This window comes from Micromonospora sp. IBHARD003 (genome assembly GCF_056106285.1).
Window position 1 is genome coordinate 6,770,606 of sequence record NZ_JBWBBX010000001.1, and the last position, 17,131, is coordinate 6,787,736.

13 protein-coding genes are annotated in these 17,131 nt (G+C 68.3%); 5 read left to right on the top strand and 8 right to left on the bottom strand.

The window, feature by feature from the left end:
- Positions 1–10: 10 nt before the first annotated feature.
- The 3 genes from asnB to ACTWOL_RS29705 all read left to right on the top strand — a co-directional run bounded on the left by asnB (position 11) and on the right by ACTWOL_RS29705 (position 4,223).
- Positions 11–1,837 (top strand): asparagine synthase (glutamine-hydrolyzing), encoded by a 1,827-nt coding sequence (asnB, locus tag ACTWOL_RS29695; protein ID WP_474299916.1) that lies wholly within the window; start codon positions 11–13, stop codon positions 1,835–1,837.
- Between the two features lie 10 nt (positions 1,838–1,847).
- The gene (locus tag ACTWOL_RS29700; protein ID WP_474299918.1) at positions 1,848–3,113 is read left to right on the top strand and encodes a cytochrome P450 family protein; all 1,266 of its coding nucleotides are present in this window, start codon (positions 1,848–1,850) and stop codon (positions 3,111–3,113) included.
- Between the two features lie 180 nt (positions 3,114–3,293).
- Positions 3,294–4,223 (top strand): L-tyrosine/L-tryptophan isonitrile synthase family protein, encoded by a 930-nt coding sequence (locus ACTWOL_RS29705; protein ID WP_474299919.1) that lies wholly within the window; start codon positions 3,294–3,296, stop codon positions 4,221–4,223.
- A gap of 258 nt (positions 4,224–4,481) precedes the next feature.
- Here ACTWOL_RS29705 and ACTWOL_RS29710 read toward each other — a convergent pair whose 3' ends face one another.
- The 4 genes from ACTWOL_RS29710 to ACTWOL_RS29725 all read right to left on the bottom strand — a co-directional run bounded on the left by ACTWOL_RS29710 (position 4,482) and on the right by ACTWOL_RS29725 (position 8,543).
- The gene (locus ACTWOL_RS29710; protein WP_474299921.1) at positions 4,482–5,909 is read right to left on the bottom strand and encodes a cellulose binding domain-containing protein; all 1,428 of its coding nucleotides are present in this window, start codon (positions 5,907–5,909) and stop codon (positions 4,482–4,484) included.
- 370 nt (positions 5,910–6,279) lie between these two features.
- Positions 6,280–6,465: a hypothetical protein gene (locus ACTWOL_RS29715; protein WP_474299922.1), complete on the bottom strand. Its 186-nt coding sequence runs from the start codon at positions 6,463–6,465 to the stop codon at positions 6,280–6,282.
- A 13-nt stretch (positions 6,466–6,478) separates the two neighbouring features.
- Positions 6,479–7,573 carry a glycosyltransferase family 2 protein gene (locus ACTWOL_RS29720; RefSeq protein ID WP_474299923.1) on the bottom strand — a complete coding sequence of 365 codons (1,095 nt, stop codon included), beginning with the start codon at positions 7,571–7,573 and terminating at the stop codon, positions 6,479–6,481.
- A gap of 625 nt (positions 7,574–8,198) precedes the next feature.
- Positions 8,199–8,543: a hypothetical protein gene (locus tag ACTWOL_RS29725; RefSeq protein WP_474299924.1), complete on the bottom strand. Its 345-nt coding sequence runs from the start codon at positions 8,541–8,543 to the stop codon at positions 8,199–8,201.
- A gap of 78 nt (positions 8,544–8,621) precedes the next feature.
- Here ACTWOL_RS29725 and ACTWOL_RS29730 point away from each other — a divergent pair, with 78 nt between their 5' ends.
- The gene (locus tag ACTWOL_RS29730) at positions 8,622–9,542 is read left to right on the top strand and encodes an endonuclease/exonuclease/phosphatase family protein (protein WP_474299925.1); all 921 of its coding nucleotides are present in this window, start codon (positions 8,622–8,624) and stop codon (positions 9,540–9,542) included.
- 229 nt (positions 9,543–9,771) lie between these two features.
- On the opposite strand, the gene ACTWOL_RS29735 is transcribed toward ACTWOL_RS29730, so the two are convergent.
- The 3 genes from ACTWOL_RS29735 to ACTWOL_RS29745 all read right to left on the bottom strand — a co-directional run bounded on the left by ACTWOL_RS29735 (position 9,772) and on the right by ACTWOL_RS29745 (position 13,217).
- Positions 9,772–11,244, bottom strand: a complete 1,473-nt coding sequence (locus tag ACTWOL_RS29735; protein ID WP_474299926.1) for a DUF2079 domain-containing protein — start codon at positions 11,242–11,244, stop codon at positions 9,772–9,774.
- A 90-nt stretch (positions 11,245–11,334) separates the two neighbouring features.
- Complete coding sequence (locus ACTWOL_RS29740) at positions 11,335–12,426, bottom strand: glycosyltransferase (RefSeq protein ID WP_474299927.1); 1,092 nt, start codon at positions 12,424–12,426, stop codon at positions 11,335–11,337.
- Entirely contained in the window at positions 12,423–13,217 is a 795-nt protein-coding gene (locus tag ACTWOL_RS29745; protein ID WP_474299928.1) for a peptidylprolyl isomerase, read from the bottom strand. The genes ACTWOL_RS29740 and ACTWOL_RS29745 overlap by 4 nt, the downstream gene beginning before the upstream one ends.
- 1,131 nt (positions 13,218–14,348) lie before the next feature.
- Between ACTWOL_RS29745 and ACTWOL_RS29750 the strand changes: the two genes are divergently transcribed.
- Positions 14,349–14,594, top strand: coding sequence for a hypothetical protein (locus ACTWOL_RS29750; protein WP_474299929.1), 246 nt, complete (start codon positions 14,349–14,351; stop codon positions 14,592–14,594).
- A gap of 297 nt (positions 14,595–14,891) precedes the next feature.
- Here ACTWOL_RS29750 and ACTWOL_RS29755 read toward each other — a convergent pair whose 3' ends face one another.
- The gene (locus ACTWOL_RS29755; protein ID WP_474299930.1) at positions 14,892–17,000 is read right to left on the bottom strand and encodes a glycosyltransferase family 39 protein; all 2,109 of its coding nucleotides are present in this window, start codon (positions 16,998–17,000) and stop codon (positions 14,892–14,894) included.
- Positions 17,001–17,131: the final 131 nt, after the last annotated feature.

Below are 17,131 nucleotides of genomic sequence, written 5' to 3' on the forward strand. Positions count from 1 at the left end.
GAGCTTGCCCATGTGCGGAATCACCGGCTGGGCGTCCTTCCACGACGACGCCCGCACCAAGGCCCCCGTCATCGAGGCCATGACAGCCACCCTCACCCCGCGAGGCCCCGACGCCGGCGGCGTCTGGCTGGGTGAGCACGCGGCGATCGGCCACCGCCGGCTGGCGGTCATCGACCTGGCCGGCGGAGTGCAACCGATGACCGACCGGCCCGACGACCCGGCCGTCGTCCTCAGCTACAGCGGCGAGGTCTACAACCACCACGAACTGCGCACCGAACTCAGGGGCCTCGGCCATGTCTTCCGCACCCGCAGTGACACCGAGGTCGTGCTGCGCGCCTACGCGCAGTGGGGCGAGGACGTCGCGGAGCACCTCGACGGCATGTTCGCCTTCGCCGTGTGGGACGAGCGCGCCCAGCGCCTGCTCCTGGTCCGCGACCGGCTCGGCGTCAAGCCGCTCTTCTGGGCCGCGATCGACGGCGGGCTCGCCTTCGGCTCCGAGCCCAAGGCCCTCTTCGCCCACCCCGAGATCCGGCCACGCGTCGACGCGGACGGACTGCGGGAGGCGTACAGCCTGCTCTTCAACACCGGACCCACCGTCTGGTCGGGCGTACGCGAGGTCGAGCCGGGCGGCGTCCTCGTCCTGGACCGCGGCGGCATCCGCGAACGCCGCTACTGGCAGCTGGAGGCCAGGCCCCACCACGACGACCGGGACCCCACCGTCGAACGGGTCCGGCATCTGGTCGCCTCAGCGGCGCACAGCCAGCTGGAAGCCGATGTCCCGCTGTGCAGTCTCCTCTCGGGCGGCATCGACTCCACCGTGCTGACCGCACTGCTCGCCGCTGAACTGCGCCGGCGCGAGGGACCGGACGCGCGCATCCGCTCGTACGCCGTCGACTACAGCGACCAGGCAGCGCAGTTCACCGGCGATGTGCTGCGCACCGGCCACGACACCCCGTACGCCATCGAGGCCGGGGCGTACATCGGAACCGACCACAGCACCGTGGTCCTCGACCCGCGTTCCCTGCTCGACCCCGAGCACCGCAAGGCCGTCGTCGTGGCGCGGGACTCGCCGATCGGCGTCGGCGACATGGACACCTCGCTCTATCTGCTCTTCGGCGAGATACGCGAGCACTCCACCGTCGCACTGTCCGGCGAGGCCGCCGACGAGGTCTTCGGCGGCTACCCCTGGTTCCACAATCCCAACGCACTCGCCGCGCAAACCTTCCCCTGGCTGCTGGTCACCGGTGACGAGGCCGCCATGCCACTCAATCCCGAACTCGACCTGCGTATCGGCGAGTTCCGCGACGACACCTACCGCGACGCACTGGCCGCCGTACCGCACACCGAGGGCGAGACGACCACCGAGCACCGGCAGCGCGAGATGCAGCACCTTTCGCTGACCCGCTGGCTGCGCCAGCTCCTGCACCGCAAGGACCGCCTCAGCATGGCTCAGGGACTGGAGGTCCGTGTCCCCTACTGCGACCACAAGCTGGTCGAGTACGCCTTCAACACGCCCTGGGAATCGAAGAGTTACGACGGCCGGGAGAAGAGCCTGCTGCGCGCCGCGGGCACCGGCCTCGCCCCCGGATCCGTACTGCACCGGCCCAAGAACCACTACCCGGCCACCCACCACCCCGACTACAACCGCGGACTCCAGGACATGGCCCGGGACGCACTCGCCATGCCCCAGGTCCGCTCCCTGGCCGACGAAACCCTCGTCAAGCCCTGTCTCGACACCCCGCCCGACCGGCTGCAGTGGGGGCACCGCCTCCGCCTCGAACGCGTCGTCGACCTCGCCCTGTGGCTGGACCACCACCGGCCGGAACTCGCCCTCTGAGGAGCGCCCCATGAACCGACAGGTACAGCCGCCCGCCATGGACGACGCCGAACCCCTCCCCGAACCGGTGCCCCTCATGGGCTGCCCGTACAAGAGCAACCCCTATCCGCTGTACGAGCGCATGCGCGACGCCGGACCCGTGCACCGGGTGCTCTTCCCCAGCGGGGTGCGGGCCTGGCTCGTCACCGGCTACGAGGCCGCCCACGCCGCCCTGAACGACGACCGCCTCGGCAAGAACCACGACCGGGGCAACGACCGCTGGCGGGCCCGCGCATCGATCATGCCCGAACCGCAGCACTCCCAGCTCCAGGTGCACCTGCTCCACCAGGACCCGCCCAAGCACACACACATGCGGCGCTTCGTCACCGACGCGTTCACCCCCCGCCGTATCGACGCGCTGCTTCCGCGCTTCCAGGAACGCGCCGACACTCTCGTCGACGCGCTGCCCGATGCCGGACCCGCGGACCTGGTCGCCGGCTTCGCCGCGCACTTCCCCTTCCGGGTACTCGCCGAGGTCATCGGCCTACCGCCCGAGTGGGCGGCACGTTTCGACCGGGACTGGGGCAAGGTGGTCCAGCCGGTCGGGCCCACCGACCCGGGCCGGCCGCTGTACGAGGCCCGGCTGCACGGTCTGCAGAGCTATATCGCCGACGTCGTCGCCCACAAGCGCGCGCACGGGGGCGACGACCTGCTCGGCCGCCTCGTCGTCGCCCGCGATCACGGTGAACTCTCCCAGGAGGAGCTGGACTCCATGATCTTCCAGCTGCTCGTGGCGGGCCAGGAACCGGTCACCAACCAGATCACCACCGCGCTCATCGCCCTCTTCCGCCACCCGGACAAGCTCGAGCGGCTGCGGGACGACCCCGGACTGCTGCCCCGCGCGGTCGAGGAACTCCTGCGCTTCGACAGCGCCTTCGAACTCACCACATGGCGCTTCTTCGCCGAGGACAGCGACCTGCACGGCACCGGGATCCCGGCGGGAGACTCCGTGATCGTCTCCCTGTGCGCCGCCAACCGCGACCCTCGGCGCTTCGAGAAGCCCGACGTACTCGACCTCGACCGCAGTCCCAACCCGCACCTGGCCTTCGGACACGGCGCCCACTTCTGCCCCGGTGCCGCTCTCGCCCGCGCGGAGCTCCGCATCGCGCTCGGCACCCTCCTCGCCAGGCTGCCCGGACTGCGCCTCGCCGTCCCCGACGAGGACATCGAGTGGATACCGGCCGTCCTGGGCCGCGGTACCAACCACCTGCCCGTCCGCTACGACCGGCGCATCTGACGGCCTGGACGGAACCACACGGCCGGCCCGGCCAGTGCCCTCACGCACCCGCGGGACCGGCCCGGCCGGCTCTCACACCACCTGACCCGCCCGGCCTGACCACGGTCACCCGGACCATCGCGCCCGGCCACCCGCGCCGAGGCGCCATGCCGCCATGCCCGCACCCCCTCGGAGGCCCCCATGCAGCTGACGACCACGACGGACACGCGTTCCGTGTACGAGGTCAGCACAACGGTCCTGAACCTGCTCCTCCCTCACCACCGCACGACCGGCGACGGTCCCGCGCCCGCCGAAGCCTTCCCCCACCAACTGCGCCAGATCGGGGACTTCGTACGCCAGGGCGAGACCATCGTCTTCGCCCTGCCCGGCTTCCCCTGCAAATCCCCCAACCGCTCCAAGGTCCTCGGCCACCTCCCCGACCAGGGCGAACGGCTCTCCCTCGGCTTCCTGAACACCCTGTGCTCCAGGGTCGCGGAGGTCCATCGCCCAGGGGCCCGCGTGATCATCTGCTCCGACGGCCATGTCTTCGGCGACCTCATCCGTGTCCCCGACCACCACATCGACGCCTACGCCGACGAACTGCGCCGGCTGATCTCCGTACTCGGCCTGGACCACCTGTCCGTATTCGATCTCAGGGACGTTCTCGGCGACCTGCCCCACTCGGTGAAACGTGCCTACGTCCACGACCGCTACGCCCCCGGCCTGGATGCCCTGCGGGCCGAGGTCCGTGCCGGCGGCCACACCCTCGCCCTCTACCGCGGCATCACCCGCTTCCTCGTCGACGACACCGCCGACTTCACCGGCACCCGCTCCGCCCTCCAGCGCGAATGCCGGCGTCGCGCCTACGGCGTCATCCAGCGCAGCCGTGCCTGGGGCGACCTGATCGCCGAACACCACCCCCGGTCCGTACGCCTTTCCATCCATCCGCAGCCGGCCGGAGCGGCCAAGTTCGGCATACGCCTCCTCGACGCACCCGACGCCTGGACCACGCCCTGGCACTCCGCCGCCCTGCGCCGGTCGGACGGCAGCTGGCGCCTCCTGCCCCGGGCCGAGGCCGAGCGGATCGGCCGGCTGGTGCACCGGGACGGCAGACCGAGCCACTTCACGTAGGCCCACCGAAGCACCACCGCGCTATGCCCGCCAGCGGGCGCGGTCTGCGCCGTCGCAGCGTCAGCCGGCAGTGCAGTGGCGCTTGAACACGATCCCGCCGTTGCAGCCCGCAGCCGTGCCACTGGCGCCCTCTCCTCCGTAACGGCCGCCGGACCCCCCGCCACGGCGAACTCCCCGAAGAACGCGTGGCTGTCGCCACTGAAGAGCCGGTGAAGCCGGTCCCTCCAGTATTCGCTGTGTCGGAGAGGGCGGATCGGGTCAGCGCTTGGGCAAGGTATTGATGTGGTTGATGTTCGCGGCGTAGAAGCCGTCCACGGTCTTCTTGACTTCCACCGGTGATTCGGCCCGATCAGCCCGGTAGTAGATCCAGTTGACCTTCATGTCCCAGGTGCGCGCTCCGGCAAAGGGCAGGTCGACGAGCCACGCGCTGAAGTGGATGCCCATTTTCTCGCGCGGGAAGTACTTGCTCTTGCTAGTGAACAGCGTGCGGCCGTCGATGGAGTAGGTGACCTTCTCGTTCACAGCGGTGATCATCACGGTGTGCCAACCTTTGAGGGACTCGTTCAGGGCGCTGGTGACCCGGTCTCCCTTGCGGCTATTGCGCCAGCTCGTGGTGTCGAGTCGGGGACCCGCCGCACCCCATCCGCCGTTCGGCATGTATTCGTAGTCGAGTTCGCTGTACTTCGGCGACTTGTCCGAGGGCGAGATGGTGAAGAAGGACTCGTTGATGTGGTCGCCGTCACGACCCTTCGTGGGCTCGTCCGTGAAGTAGACCCTGGCGGCGACCGTCCCCTGGAAGACAACGGGTTGGGTGGTGTTCAACTCGGCTTGCGAGGTGCCCTGCTTGGTTCCGTCACTGTTGACCCTCAACTGGAGCACCTGGCTCCCTTGTGCGGTCGCATCGGACGGGAAGCTGATGCCTGAGGCCGACCAGGTGTCGCGGATCCCCGGGCCGCCCTTCCCGACGCGGGCCTGCCAGCCGTTGGTGGCGAGTGCACGGTCGTCGGGGCCGCTGTAGTGGAAGTTGTCGAACAACATCCCCGCCGGTGGCGAGGCCGCCAGCGGTACCGTGGAGGGCGAGTCCAGCCCCGGTGCGGGGGCGGTGCCACCGCTCTTCTCCTCCCCCCAGACGAGTGCACCACGGATGTACGCGGTGACCAGTTGCGACGGCGCGTAGTGGGTGCTCTTGCCGTTGAACGAGTGGTCGTTCGCCTGGTTCAGCTCCTTGTGGTCCAGGCGATAGAGCTGGAGCCCGATCCCCTCGCTGGTTTCACCGGGCGCAAGACTGCCCGCAGCCGCGGTGAAACCGATCTGGAGGTAGCGACCCGTGCCAGGATCGGTCAATGTGCCGATCTTCGTGGTGACGTTCGAGCAGCCGAGGCTCGTCTGGACGCAATTGGAGCCGTGCTTGGTGGTGTCTTCCGCGGTGAAGTAGTAGCGCAGGGTCACGTCGCTCAGTGCCACGGTCTTCTTGGAAGTGTTGATGACTTCCAGCCAGGGATTGGCCACGGTGGCGGTGGCCGCAGGGTCGGTCCGATATCGGACCGTGAGGTCCATGGTTCCCGGACTGGCGGTCTGCCACGAGTTATAAAGCGCGATGCCGCCGGCCGTGAGTGCAGCCACGGTGAACAGTGATATGACCACGGTCCACCCGCGACGAGGAGCGGTACGGCGGGAACGGCTCATGGAAACTCCTCTGGTGAAACATACGAGGCGGTACTTGGTACACGCCTTGTTTCTCATATATTGCGGCTGGTCGATTCTGCTTAATCGGTGCGGTCGAATGCTGTGAGTCGTTGCCGACGGTGAGCTCGTGCTGTCGCGAGGACGGGTGTGCCGCCGGTTGACAGGCCAGGCTCCGGCGTTGTGGTCGCGGGCGTGCTGGGGTGCACCGACGGGTGACGAACCGAGCCGGGGCACCGGCCGGAGCAACCCCCGGCCGTTCGTCCCGACGAGACCCGCCGGCGGGAACGTCGACGAGTTCGCCACCCTCCGCCAAAGAGACCCGACTCAGGCCCTAAGGCTCGTCGGCACCATGCTGATCTGTCAGTGATTCCTACTCGCCGGCAACACGGTGATCTCTCTGGCGTCTTCTTATGGATGCCAGGTACGTGACCAGTGATACGGCGATGACCGCGAGACTGACGCCCAGAATAAGCTGGTCGATGTTTTCTACTCTGGTCAGCGCATAAGCGATGCCCGCGATGACCGCGCAGACCCCAAATCCCTTGAGGGGGTTCATCGTTCTCCTTGATTCATTTCCACGTGGATACGCGAGTCACGTAGGACTTCACGATGGACGACACAAGCCAGTAGGTTCGGACCACAGTGAATACCAGCTCTGGAATCAGCACTGCCTCAACGAGCATGGCTTTCCAGCCGAGACTCCGTACCCGGATTGCGGGATAGACGATCCAGAAACTGAAGAGCACCCAGAAGATCGGCTGTTGGGAGAAGCCGTGCTTGGCGGCCATCACGAGTTGCGTCGAGCCCCAGCCCAGAACGTATGCGGCGGCGAGGAGTCCAAGCATCAGGGTGCTGATGGAGTGCCAGGTGAACTTCGTCCAGCCGCGGGCGCGCAGGGTGTCCACGGTGCCGCGGCTCCACCGTTCCCTCTGCTGGATCAGCTCACGCAACGTGGGCATGAGGTCGGTGTACGCGATGCAGAGTTGATTGGCCGTGATCTTCCAGCCGGACTCCTTGAGCGCCAGTGTGGTCTCGTAGTCCTCGACCAGATTGGCATGGTCTTCCCAGAAGACCTCGCCCCGCCAGTCGAGCAGGCTCTGCAGGGCCTCGGCCCGGTAGAACGAGCCGGCTCCGGACATGGTGTGGATGTCCCTGCGGTATCGGGCGTCGGCGGCCCGCCCGTACTCGATGATCTGCATGCCGAGGAGGTACCGCTGCCAGGGATTGCGCCACAGGCCGGTGCGGCCGAAGCAGGTGGCGCTGACACCGCCGAGTTCCGGATCGGACGCGAGGACGTTGCAGGCCCGTTCGATGAACCTCGGATGCAGCTCGGTGTCGGCGTCCATGACGAGGACATGCCGGACCTGGCGGGTCAGACGCCCACCGACAGCCTCCCTGAGCCAGCGGAGCCCATAGTTGAGAGCGCCGGCCTTCTTGTGCGGGTTGTCGGGGAAGTTCAGAACGACCGTCTGTGGCCTGCCCTCGTCGTCCGCGAACTGGCGCGCGTAGTCCTCGGTGCGGTCTGTCGAGTTGTTGACGACCACGATGATGAGGTCAGGACGTCGGCTCTGGCTGTCCAGCGACCGCAGTGAGGTGTAGATCCCGACCTCTTCGTTCCGCGCGGGGACCAGAACGACGGTCTCGTAAAGGGCGGCACCAGCCACCTCACCTGGGGATACGCGGCCTCTGCGGTGCCGACTCCGCGACATCTGCGGTGTTTTTCCCTGCGCGCGCCCGCGACGAGCCTTGCGGGTGGTGGCGCCTTGCATGTTTCTCCCTGGGGCAGGCTTACAGGATCGACACGGCGTGCTGATCCTGTGAAAGCGGAACGAAAGGTTCTGGAGCATGATCATGAGCCCCAAGTACCGTTCGCACGTGGGTTTCTGACGGGGCATATATGGGAATAATAAACGCTCTCTTGATCAATTAAATGTAACAAGTTGGACACTCTGCCGCTGCGCGGTAGTCAAGTGGTGAGCAGATGCAGCGCTGGGCCTCCTGAGCGAAGACGGTCATGGCTGCTGGTGCAGGCCAGGTTGAACAGCAGGGCGCGTGCTGAGGGCGTCAAACCTTCACAACTGGGCCATTGTGTGCATGGCGCGGCAACGGAGTTGGCACGGGCGCCGTTCGGCGATGTGACGACCTGGAGCCGGCCGCGACCGAGCCGCGGAGCTCGCACGCCCGCCACCGGCTCGACCTCATCGCCCACTGGGCCGTCACCGAGGCCGGAGCCGACGAGCACGTCGAGGAAACTGACCGAGCTCATCGGCGACGACGGAACCGGTGAGCTCAGCCCCGGCCGACTTCGACAGTTGGACCGATGCTGTCGACATACACGGCGTCCACGTCCACGTCTTCGCCTGCATGCTCTTCCTGGCGAATCGGGGTCATCACCTCGTACATCCGGCTTCGCTGGGCCAGCAGCGCGCGTACTTTACGTGCCGTCGTCCACTCGGGCGGCGCCGGTTCGGCCAGTGCCTGCCACCGCTCTGTCTGTCGCCCGGCGGCCGCGGTGTGCAGCGCCTCGGGATCGGCGAAGTATGGCACGGTGGTGACAGGGGACGATCCGGTCCGGCATGTCCTGCCGATCCGTTTACAAGGCACCGACGAACCGTCATATTGCTTCAGTCTCACTGCAGTTCGCCGCCAAGGTCGGCGGCGAACCGGCACCGCCTGCTCGCACGCTCAACCGTCTCGACAGAAGGGCTTGATGTGTCCGGGCAACGAAGACCACACAATGCCGCGCTCATCGTCGGCCTCGTCACCGCTGCCACCGCGATGGCGACGGTGCCGGCGGCGCACGCCGACGGCTCGACCCAGGCGACGAGCGGCACCTTCAGCGTCCTCTCCTACAACGTGGCCGGCCTTCCCGAACCGCTCTCCGGCAGCAAGCCGGCCACCAACACGAAGATCATCTCCAAGCGGATCAACGCCTACGACATCGTCAACGTCCAGGAGGATTTCGCCTACCACGCGGATCTCACCAAGTTCGACGAGCACCCCTACCGGACGACGCCGTCCGTTCCGGACTGGGTGCCCGGAGTCCCCTTCTCCGACGGCCTCAACACACTGTCCGGCTTCAAGCTCGGGAATCTCGACCGGAACGCCTGGGACAAGTGCACCGGCACCAACTGCCTGACCCCCAAGGGCTTCAGCTACGTCCGACTGGAACTCCCCGGTGGTGCCTCACTCGACCTCTACAACGTCCATATGAACGCCGGCTCCGGTTCGGAGAAGGAGCTGCGCGCGCGCCGGTCGAACACCCGGGAGCTGTCGGAATACATCCAGAAGCACTCCGCCGGGCGCGCGGTCGTCGTGATGGGTGACACCAACAGCCGCTACACCCGCTCCGGCGACATCATCCGCGATCTGCGGGACGACAACGGGCTGACCGACGCCTGGGTTCAACTGATCAACGGCGGAAAGACCCCGGACATCCAGGACGGCGCGCCCACCTGCAAGGACGTCAATCCCTGCGAGGTCATCGACAAGATCCTCTACCGCAGCGGGCCGGGCCTCCGGCTGGACGCGACGTACTACAACAACGAGCACGACAAGTTCCTCGACTCGAAGGGCAAGACGCTGTCCGACCACAACCCCACGACCGTCCGGTTCTCCTACACCGTTGAGTAGCCGAGCAGGTGTTCCTGAATGCCGGCCGTTAGTGCTGTGGCCGGATAGGTTTGCCGGGAAGCCCGCGGCGTCCGGCCGAGTGCGACGGCGTGCTCCCGACAGCGCGAGGACCCGTTTCCGCCACCGGAGCCGGCTGCGGAAACGGGTCCCGTTCGAGGGGGAGGCGGACCACCGTGTCACCCGGGCGCCGGAGTCGTCGACCTGGTCACCCCTGGTGGCCGGCCACCCGTCAGCTACGGCGGTGCAGCAGGACATATCCGTAGGTGTCGGCCACGGTGGCATAGCCCTGGGCGCGTGCCGCGGCGAGGGCGTCCCGTTCCTGGATATGGGACTGCGGCCACCGGCGCTCGGGCGGCACGAAGGTGTCCACCATGATCCACTGCGGCTTGGGCCGGCTGGCGGCCCACCCGAAGAGGCTCACACTCGTACGGTTGGCGAGTTGTGGCACGAGGAAGGTGGACGCCTGGACCGTGGCGCCGTCGGGAATGATGCCCATCACGGAGCGGGCCGCAGCGAGCCGGGGGTCACCGTGCCAGGTGGCCGGTTGCGCCAGTTGCCACAGCGGGAACTGCGGCAGGAGAAGCAGCGCCACCCCCGCGGTGCCCGCCAGATAACGACGCAGGCTGGACCGCTGCGGGCGGCGGCGGGCGAGTACATCGATGAACGCCGCGAAGACGACGACCATCACCACCAGGGAGTAGTGGTACCGCGTCCCCCAGTTCGACGAGTAGTCGGAGGCGAACCGCCACAGAAAGGTCGGCACCGCGACCAGGATCATCGGTGATCGCAGTGCCAGGAACAGCGTCGGTGCCAGCGAGAACAGAAGGGTCGACGCCTTCTCCCTGGGCGTGATCAGGTCGAGGGGACTGAGGTCCAGCAGCGCCCCCAGGCTGCCGCCTCCTCCCGCGACGTTCTCCAGCCCCGACCAGTGGGTGTAGGACCCGGTGGGGCTGAACGCGGGCAGGACCACGAACACCGCCAGCAGAGCCGCGGCCACACCGACCCCCGTCGTGACCAGGCCGGTCCTGCGATCACCCCTTCGGGCGATCAGCAGGCCGATGACGCATACGGCGAGGCCCAGATCCTCTTTGACCAGCAGCAGTGGCACAGCCCAGCACGCCGCCGCGCGCAGCCGTCCCTGGCCGAGAGCGGACAGGGAGAAGGCCAGAAGAGGGGCCGCGAAGGCCACTTCGTGGAAATCGAAGCCGACCGCGCTCGCGACGCCCCAGGACAGGCCGTACGCCGCGCCGATGGCCAGGCCGGCTGTCTGCCCCAGCGTCCGGCGGGCCCACAGCGCCAGCGGGATGACGCTCACCGCGACGAGCCCGGCCTGGGCCACCAGCAGGGTCTTGACCGAGGGCCACAGCCAGTAGAACGGAGCCAGCAGGGCGAGGACGGGCGAGAAGTGGTCGCCCAGCACGGGGTAGTCCGGGCCCTTGACCTCCGAGACGGGAAGGCTGCCGTGTGCGTACGAGCGGACGACCTGCTCGAAGATCGCCAGGTCGAAACTGTTCGACAGCATCCGCTCATGGATACGCAGCGACAGCAGCATGTACATGAAGAACAGTGCGGCCGTCAGGCTCCAGATCCGCCATCCGATGCCGGCCGTCCCGTCATGCGGGGTGTCCGCTGACTTCCGCTGGGGGAGCACGGTCCACCGTGCTGGCCGCAGGGTGTCGGAGGAGATCGCGTTCATGGTCATGCCTGCTCTCTGGTGACTGGTCCGGGGCGGGCCTCGCTCGGATTCGGCCGCGTCGGCGGCGACCGTTCCGCGTCAAGTCCCCACCACCGCCTACTGGCCGGCCGGACGCCGGGCGGCGTTGATCTTCTCGACGGCGAACGCCCGGTTCTTTTCGACCTGTTCGCGAATGGACTCGGGAAGGTCGGGCATGGACAGCAATTCGTCGCAGGCGTCGATCGACCGGTCGTAGGCCCTCACCCAGTAGGCGTTGATCGAGTATTCGAAGAGGAGTCCCCACCGGTACACCCAGGGCTGGGTGAACAGGATGTCCTCCGTGGGCATCGGCTTGCGGAGCGCATCGACCAGCAGGGCGTGCGCGGTGTGATAGCGCCCCATCTTCCGGAGCCGTGAGGCCAGTTCGTAGCAGGCTTCGAGGCGTTGTGGTCGTGTTTCCCACGCCTTGACGAAGGATTCCATGGCGAGGGGCCAGTCCCCGAGGGCCACGGTGAGGACACCGACCTGGAGCTGGGAGAAGTACACCTCCTCCTCCCATCCGCCCATGGCGGCGCGGCGCTCGTACAGATCGATCGCCTCCGCGGTCCTGCCCAGGTCCCGCATGGTCTGGGCCAGGTAGAACACGGTGCGCGGATTGTCCGGTTCGCGCTGCAGCTCAAGGCTCAGCAGTCGCGCGTCGCGCTCGAACTTGTCGTGCTTGGACCCGCCGTCGCCGTGGTCGCGGATCACCAGGGCGTCCAGGTTCTCCCGGCGCACGTCACGGTCGCAGGTGAGGTACTCGTGAGTGACGCCCTCGTACCGCCACGGCAGGTCGCCGCGGACCAGCCGGGGGATGCGGTACGAGGTATCGCAGTCGTGCCGGAGCAAATACGCGTCGGCGGACAGCGCGGGGATGTCGGCGTCACGGCGCACTTCGAGATCCGCGTCCACCAGCAGGAGGTAGTCGGCCTTGCCGAGGGCGTGCCGGATGTTCAGGGTGCGGTTGTGGCCGAAGTCGACCCAGGGCTCTTCGTGCAGTTCGCCCGGAATCCCCTCGAGTGCCAGGCGAATCATGTCCTGGGTTCCGTCGGTGGAGCCGGTGTCGCTGATGACCCATGTGTCGATCACCTCCTTCGCCGCGGTCAGACAGCGCTCGATGATCTTCGACTCGTTCTTGACGATCATGCACAGACAGATGGTCGGCTTCATGGGACCTCCTTGAGGGTGCTCTCGCCCGCCGGGGACGACTGACGCACGTTCACCGCTTCGATGATCACGGGCGTCCTGGGCCTGCCGTCGGAGGTCCCGTTCCGGGCCTCGTCGCTTCCGATCTCCCTGAGGACGTCGAGGCCGTCGACAACGGTGCCGAACGGGGTCCACGCCTCCGGCATCCGGATCTGGGGGTCGGCGTAACTGATGAAGAACTGAGCGCCGTTGCGGCCGGGGACCAGCTTGGACATCGCCACGGTGCCGGCCTTGTACGTCGCACCCCGCAGATCCTCGTCCGCGAAGTAGTACCCGGGGTCGGCGGCTGCCTGCCCGGCGGGCGCTCCGCACTCCACGATGAAGAGGTTCCGGGTGGACACGCGCGGACAGGTGCTGTCGCGGTAGAAGCCCTTGCGCGCGAGGTGTACGAAGGAGTTCGTGGCACAGGGTGCGCTGCCGCCGAGGGTCTTGAAGGTGACGGTGCCCCTGTTGGTCTTCAGTTCCACGGTGTACGGACGGTCGGCCGCCGAAGCGGCGGTGGGAGGCAGGGGTACCGGCTTGCCGGGGTCGCTGAGGGTGTAGGCGCACGATCTCACCGTCTGCGACACGGACTTCATCGTGGTGCGTTCCCGGGTGAGAGCGAGCGCGCTCCATGTCAGCCCCGCGCATCCCACCGTGACGGCGAGCACCGTCGTGGCGAGCCGGACTCCCCTTCCTGCCCGGTGAACTGTGCCCGGGTTCTCCTGTCGTCGCCTGGCGGTGTGCGGTTCCGGCTGCACTTCTCCGTCTGACATCTGCACCTTGCTCCGTTGGGTGACGATGTGTCATACGCCCGGCCCGGCAAGGTATCCACCGCGCGGCCCGGGCAGCGCCCGAAACGCCGTTCCCCTCATCAGAGGTCAGGCGTACGGGGGTGCGTCCGGCCCGTTCCGCGTGCGGACTTCGCGCCATGTGGTTGAGCCCTTGCGGGCGCCCGCAAGGCACCGGATCCGCGCGGACGGAGCCGCACACCCGACCCACAGGTTCGTCCTCGAAGCTCCCGGCATGCGCCACGCCATGGGTGTGCCCCCCGAACGGAGCAGACCGTGCCACCCGAACGGCACAACGCGTCACCCTTGTCGTGTCTCGAACCGACTGTCAGGGCCTGGTGTGCCGACCGCGGGGCGGGGCGAGCCCGACTCGCCCTCTGTGCAAGGGCCGTGCCGATCAACTCCGGGGTCTGTGCGGTGTGCCTGGGCGAGGTGTCCGGATGACCGGCCGTCACCTGGTCGGCGGCACTGACGCGCCGCTCGGAGGGCGCGTTTCTCTCCGGAGAGTGACGATGTGATCACCGCTCCTCACCTGGAGCGGGTTCCCCACTTCGTAGAGGCGAGGCGATGAGCACACGATCCAGAGAGTCTTACAACCGGGCACGCCGGCGGCGCCTGTGGGGCCTGGCGGGAGGCGCGATGATAGCGCCCGCCGCCCTGTCCATACCCATGTTCACCGGTGTGGCGAGCGCGAACGCTCCCGCGGTGGTTCAGAGTGCGTGCGCCAGCCCGGATTCCGGTTTTGTTCCGGACGGACCCATGGGTTGCTCCGACCGTTCCGCACCCGTAGCGGGAGATCGTGGCCCGACCGGGCACAACGGCCACGGACGGCCCCACCGGCCCGACCACGAGGGATCCGACAAGCTCGTCGGCCCGACCGGGCCTACCGGTCCCACCGGCCCCACCGGCGCGACTGGTGAATCGGGAGTCGACGGTGTGACCGGTGCGACCGGAGCAACGGGCGACACAGGTCCCACGGGCGCTACTGGTGACACAGGTCCCACGGGCGCTACTGGTGACACGGGTGCCACGGGCGCTACTGGTGACACCGGTGCTACTGGTGCCACGGGCGCGACCGGCTCCACCGGTGCGACCGGTCCCACTGGCTCGGCGGAGGTGAGCAGCACACAGCGGACCGGCACCGCGGTCATCCTCCAGGCCGGACAGTCGGGGACGTCCAGCGCGACGTGCAACACAGGTGAGATCGCCGTCGCCGGTGGCTACACCTTGTCCACTACCAACCTGTTCGTCACGAGCAGCATCAAGGACAGCACGGCAGAGGAATGGGACGTGACCGCCACCAACAACGACGACGCCGCGGCCACGCTCACGGCCTACGTGATCTGCGTACCGTCCTCGTGAGGCCGAAGGCGGCGCGTCGCATCCGGTTCTCGCACAGCCACCACGGCACACGTGCCGTTCGGTGAGCGAGCACTGCGTACCGGTGCGCCGCCTTCTCCCGGGCCCGGATTTCCCCGGCCGCCGACTGACGGTCGACGACGCCGGGCGCCGGGTGAGTCTCATGGCGGGTGACGGTGCTTGAAGAAGTCCGTCAGACCTGAACGGGCCGTTCTGAACGGCCCGTTCAGGTCTGTGCCGTGCCGGGGCAGCGGCGGTTGGCTGCCCCGAGGCGCACCCCCGGATCTCGGTGCCCGGGTCTCAGGCGGTCGTCTTCTGGGTCAGGTCGTACAGGGTCGTACCACCGACGGTGACCTTCGTGAAGTTCGCGGTGACCCAGGAAGTGATCTCGGAGCTGCTGCCGGTGCCGGAGTTGCCGCCGCCTCCGAACCCCCTGCCACCGGCGATGAAGTAGTGGATCTCGCCCTGGGACACCAGCGTCTTGAAGCGGGCGAGTGTCGGGGACGGGTCCGTTCCGTTGAATCCGCCGACGGCCATCACCGGTCTCCCGGTGGCGAGCTGGTAGACATCGGTGGTGTGGGAGCTGACTCCTGCGGCGACCCAGGTGTAGCGGTCCGCGTCCTGCTCCAGCAGCTTCCGGACCTCGCTGCCGACGCTCTGGGTGCCGGCCGCACCGCCACCGCCGGGCGCGCCCGCACCGCCACCGCCTGGCATGCCCTGGCCCTGCCCCATTCCGGGCATGCCCTGGGCCGAATTCCGGCCCTGGGCCGGGCCCTGGCCTGTACCGGACGGCGGTTGGCCCATGCCGGGGCCACGCCCGCCCTGGCTTGTTCCGGACGGCGGCCGGCCCATGCCGTCCGTCGGCCTCCCGGACACACTCGCCGAGGCGGGTCCTGCCGTCGGCATGCCGCCCGTGTGGACGGTGCCGAGTGTGGTCAGTGTGTAGGCCAACGGGCCCGCGAGTGATGCGGCGAGAGCCAGCCCGGCGACCCCGAGAGCCGCTCGGTGGCCCAGCCGTGTGCCGAACTGCAGTCCCAGGGCCGCGGCAAGACCACCGATGAGCACCAGCCACTTCAGCGGACCGTACTCACTGGTGCGGCCCAGCAGTACGCACCCCCACACCGCCGTTGTGGCGACCGCGGCGCCGAGCACCGGTGTGGCCCACTTCGTGGAGCGCTCCTGCCACAACACGACCGCCCCCATGCCGGCGAGTGCGGCGATGTACGGGGCGAGTGCGACGGCGTAGTACGCGTGGAAGATGCCGGACATGAAGCTGAAGACCAATGCGGTCGTCAGCAGAGTGCCGCCCCAGGCCAGGAACGCCGAGCGGGTCGCGTCGGTCCTTCCGGCCCTGCGGGTGAGGACGAGTGCGGCGACGAGCAGGATCAGCGCGGCGGGCAGCAGCCAGGAGATCTGGCCGCCGAGGCCGTCGCCGAACAGTCTGAGGATTCCCGTCTCGTCCGTGCCGCCAGGACCGCCCCCACCAGGGCCGCCGCCGCTGTTGCCGCTGACCCGGCTCAGCCCGTTGTAGCCGAACGTCAGCTCCAGGAACGAGTTGTTCGTCGAACCGCCTATGTACGGGCGGGACGACTCGGGCCACAGCTCGACCAGGGCGACCCACCAGCCACCCGCGACGATCACCGCGAGCCCGGACAGCAGCAGCTGCCACAGCCGCCTGCGCAGCCTCACCGGGGCGCACACCGCGTACACCAGCGCCAGCGGCGGCAGGACCAGGAACGCCTGAAGCTGTTTGGTCAGGAAGCCGAAGCCGATCGCGACACCCGCCCACACCAGCCACTTGGTACGACCGTCCTCCAGCGCCCGCTGCACGAGGTACACGCTGAGCGTGAGCAGCAGTGCGAGCAGCGCGTCGGGGTTGTCGAACCGGAACATGAGCGCGGCGACCGGAGTCAGCGCGAGGAACACCCCGGCGAGCAGCCCGGCCGCCGGGCCGAAGCGGCGCTTGACGGCCGCGTAGAGCACAGCCACGGTCGCGACGCCGGTCAGCACCTCGGGGACGAGGATCGACCACGAGCTCAGCCCGAACAGTCGCACGGACAGACCCATCGGCCACAGCGAGGCCGGGGCTTTGTCGACCGTGATCGAGTTCGCGCCGTCCAGCGAGCCGAACAGGAACGCCTTCCAGCTGACGCTTCCGGCCTGGGCAGCGGCGGCGTAGAAGGAGTTCGCGTACCCGGAGGCGCTGAGGTTCCACAGGTAGAGCAGACCCGTGACCAGCATCAGCACCAGCAGCGCGGGGCGCGCCCAGCGGGGGTCCTCGGGCCTGCCCTGCCACAGCCGGGCCATGCGGGAGCCGCCGTGGGGGTGCCGGCGGGGATTCACTGCCCCGTCCGGTGCCGGCCGGGGCGGTGAGCCGGTCACGGCGTTGTGGTGGTTGTCCGTGTGCATGGTCAGACGTTCTCGGAGTCTGCTGTCACACCCGTGTGCTGAACCTGTGCCGCGGCTGTGAGTCCGTTCGCCCGGGGTGGCCCGGCCGCGGGGAGCCGCCGGGTCCGCACGGGGCCCGTCGGGACAGCCCG